The organism is Deinococcus marmoris, from assembly GCF_001949125.1.
GTDB lineage: Bacteria > Deinococcota > Deinococci > Deinococcales > Deinococcaceae > Deinococcus > Deinococcus marmoris_A.
The window spans coordinates 1-2416 of the sequence record NZ_MSTI01000037.1; the positions used below are offsets into that span (position 1 = coordinate 1).

Genomic DNA, 2416 nt, shown 5'->3' on the forward strand with positions numbered 1-2416 from the left:
CCATCGTCAAGCTCTACCGCGCCCGTTTTGCGATGGAGTTTCCGTTCCGGGACGGCAAGCAGTTCGCGGGCCTGGGTGATTGCCAGTCCCGTCAGGCTCAGGCGCTGCACTTCCACTGGAATATGGCGCTGCATAGCGTTTCTGTAGCCAGAGCCAGTCAGTTGATGAACCAGCGGGCTGGCCCGCTGGTCTTCAGCATGGAAGACGAAAAACGCCGTGCCTATAACGAATTTTTCGCTGATCGAATTTTATCTCTGTTGCCTGGCGATCTGACTTGCGAAAAATTCGCCCCACAGATCGCCGACCTGCTGCTCCTGGGGGTCAAGGCTGCTTGAAACCTTCCGGACTACTGTCTTGGGGCAACTTGATTATATATGTCTCATCTTGGTTTCATATTGGAAGAATTGATATATTTCGCTGAAATGTGATGCATATTATATTCTCATGCTACTCAAGACCCTCCGTGCGCATCCCATCTGGGCGGCACTCATCGCCTTCGTCCTGAATGTGGGCATTTTTCTGACGATAGATACGCTTAAACCCCCGCCCATGGTTGACTCGCTGGGCAACAATGCTGCCGGTGTTCCCGCTCCAGCGGGAATGCTGGAGGCTGTGAATCAATTGGCCCCTGAAGCCCTTGTGGTTGGTGTGTTGTGCCTGATTGTCACCGGGTTGGGCTGGTGGCGGGCGGTGGGCTTCAGATCCGTCCTGCCCGGTGGCCTGAAGTTCTTCATATTTCCCGTTGTGTTTCTGCTGGGATTGTACGGGACACTGACCGTCCTTGCGGTCAGTGATGGAGCAGTGGACGTCTTCACCTGGGGGGTGTTGTCGGTCACCGCGGCATATGTCGTCAATTTCCTGCTGGTGGGTTTTGCCGAGGAATTGATGTTCCGGGGCATTCTGTTCGAAGCGTTCAGAACCAAGCTCACGCCGTTGCTGACGGTCCTGGTCACGGCCCTGCTCTTCGCCAGCGTTCATCTGATCAATCTGATCCACGGCGCTTCACTCCAGGGGACGGGTGACCAGATCCTCAACGCCTTTGCCCTTGGCGTAATGCTGGGGGCGTTGCGCCTGCGGGTGGCTTCTATTTATCCTTTGATGCTGTTCCATGGCCTGTGGGACATCGTGGCCGCCGACTTTGAGATGACACACACGCCAGCAGCCACTTCTGCCACACCCACGGTTACAGACACCGCTGGGGCGGGCTTCCAGTTCGATCCTTTCTTCCTTTTTCAGGTGCTGGTCCCGCTGCTGTACGGTCTGTTCGTGTACTGGCGTTACAGCAAATCTGTGAAGGCTGGGAAGATCTCTGATCGCCCTGCACTCCTAGACGAACAGACCACGTTGAACCCCGCCGTATAGCAGGCTGGGGCTGGGGGATAAGACAAGCTCCATGCGATCTTTGGCCAGCCGCTACATCTGGGCCTGCCCCGCTTTCGCGGTTCTTCCGTTGATTTCGTGCAGCGTGTCAGCTCGCGAACAAAACACGTTGGCGGAGCGTTTCAAATGATCCCCGCCCATACATCTGGCGCTTGATCAGCTTGATTTTATTGACGGTCCCTTCCGTCGGCCCATTGCTCCAGGGCAGGGTCATCGCGGCCAGAAGCGCCCCACGTTCCCTGGCCAGGCTTGCCGCCAGCGTCTGAATGTCTGGCAAGCCGCATGAAGCGGCTTGCTCCAGCCATCTATGTAACGACTCGGCATTACCCTGCGTAAAAAGCCGACGAAACTCCAGTGCCAGGGAACGTATTTGACGGACTGGCGCACATTTTTCTGTCAATACTTTCAGAAGCGTCCGCTCGTCTGCCCCAAGCTGGTCATCGTTCTTCAACAGGATCCAGACCACCTGACCTGCCAGAAAATCCGCACGATGCCATCGCCTTTTCCTCTGAGCAGGTATCAACCCGTGCGGGACCTCTGCACACTGGGTATCTTCGATCCGGCGTGACAGGGTCCACTGGTGGACCATCTTGTAGCCGCTAGGAAACCCCTCCTGCTGAACTTGTCGGAGCAAGGTCACAGCATTTCGCTCCCCTGCCTGCCAGAGTTCCCAGAGTCGTCCGTAGTAGGGATCAAGCTTGCTCTTCCATGGTAGGTTGATCTGTCAAGGGTTTGGTGGAGGCTCAGTTCGGGATGGGGGCTTGCTCCTCAAAGGCCGCTGGGGACCGGTAGCCCAACGCGGAGTGACGACGCTGGCGGTTATAGAACACCTCAATCCACTCAAAAACTTCTGTTCGTGTCTGGACACGACCCCACTGCGCCTTTCCAAGCTCCAGTTCCGTCTTCAACGTCGCGAAGAAGCTCTCCTGAACGGCGTTATCCCAGCATTCTCCTTTCTCGCTCATGCTCTGAACCGCGTGCAGTCTGTCCAGCGCCTGCTTGTAGACCTCACTCGTGTATTGGCTCCCCCTGTCTG

3 protein-coding genes and 1 pseudogene are annotated in these 2416 nt (G+C 56.5%); 2 read left to right on the plus strand and 2 right to left on the minus strand.

All coding sequences use genetic code 11. The annotated features are described in order from the left end of the window. Together BOO71_RS27650 and BOO71_RS05550 are read left to right on the plus strand one after the other, a co-directional pair. Positions 1-335 (plus strand): annotated as a pseudogene (locus BOO71_RS27650) (IS4 family transposase); the annotation flags it as partial. 109 nt (positions 336-444) lie between these two features. Beyond that, positions 445-1362 (plus strand): CPBP family intramembrane glutamic endopeptidase, encoded by a 918-nt coding sequence (locus tag BOO71_RS05550; protein ID WP_075830974.1) that lies wholly within the window; start codon positions 445-447, stop codon positions 1360-1362. Positions 1363-1468: 106 nt separating this feature from the next. On the opposite strand, the gene BOO71_RS05555 is transcribed toward BOO71_RS05550, so the two are convergent. Both BOO71_RS05555 and BOO71_RS05560 read right to left on the minus strand, forming a co-directional pair. Next, positions 1469-1969, minus strand: a complete 501-nt coding sequence (locus BOO71_RS05555) for a transposase (RefSeq protein WP_075830975.1) — start codon at positions 1967-1969, stop codon at positions 1469-1471. 154 nt (positions 1970-2123) lie between these two features. Further along, positions 2124-2416, minus strand: a 293-nt coding sequence (locus BOO71_RS05560) for an integrase core domain-containing protein (RefSeq protein ID WP_139322765.1), incomplete at its 5' end; no start/stop codon positions are given.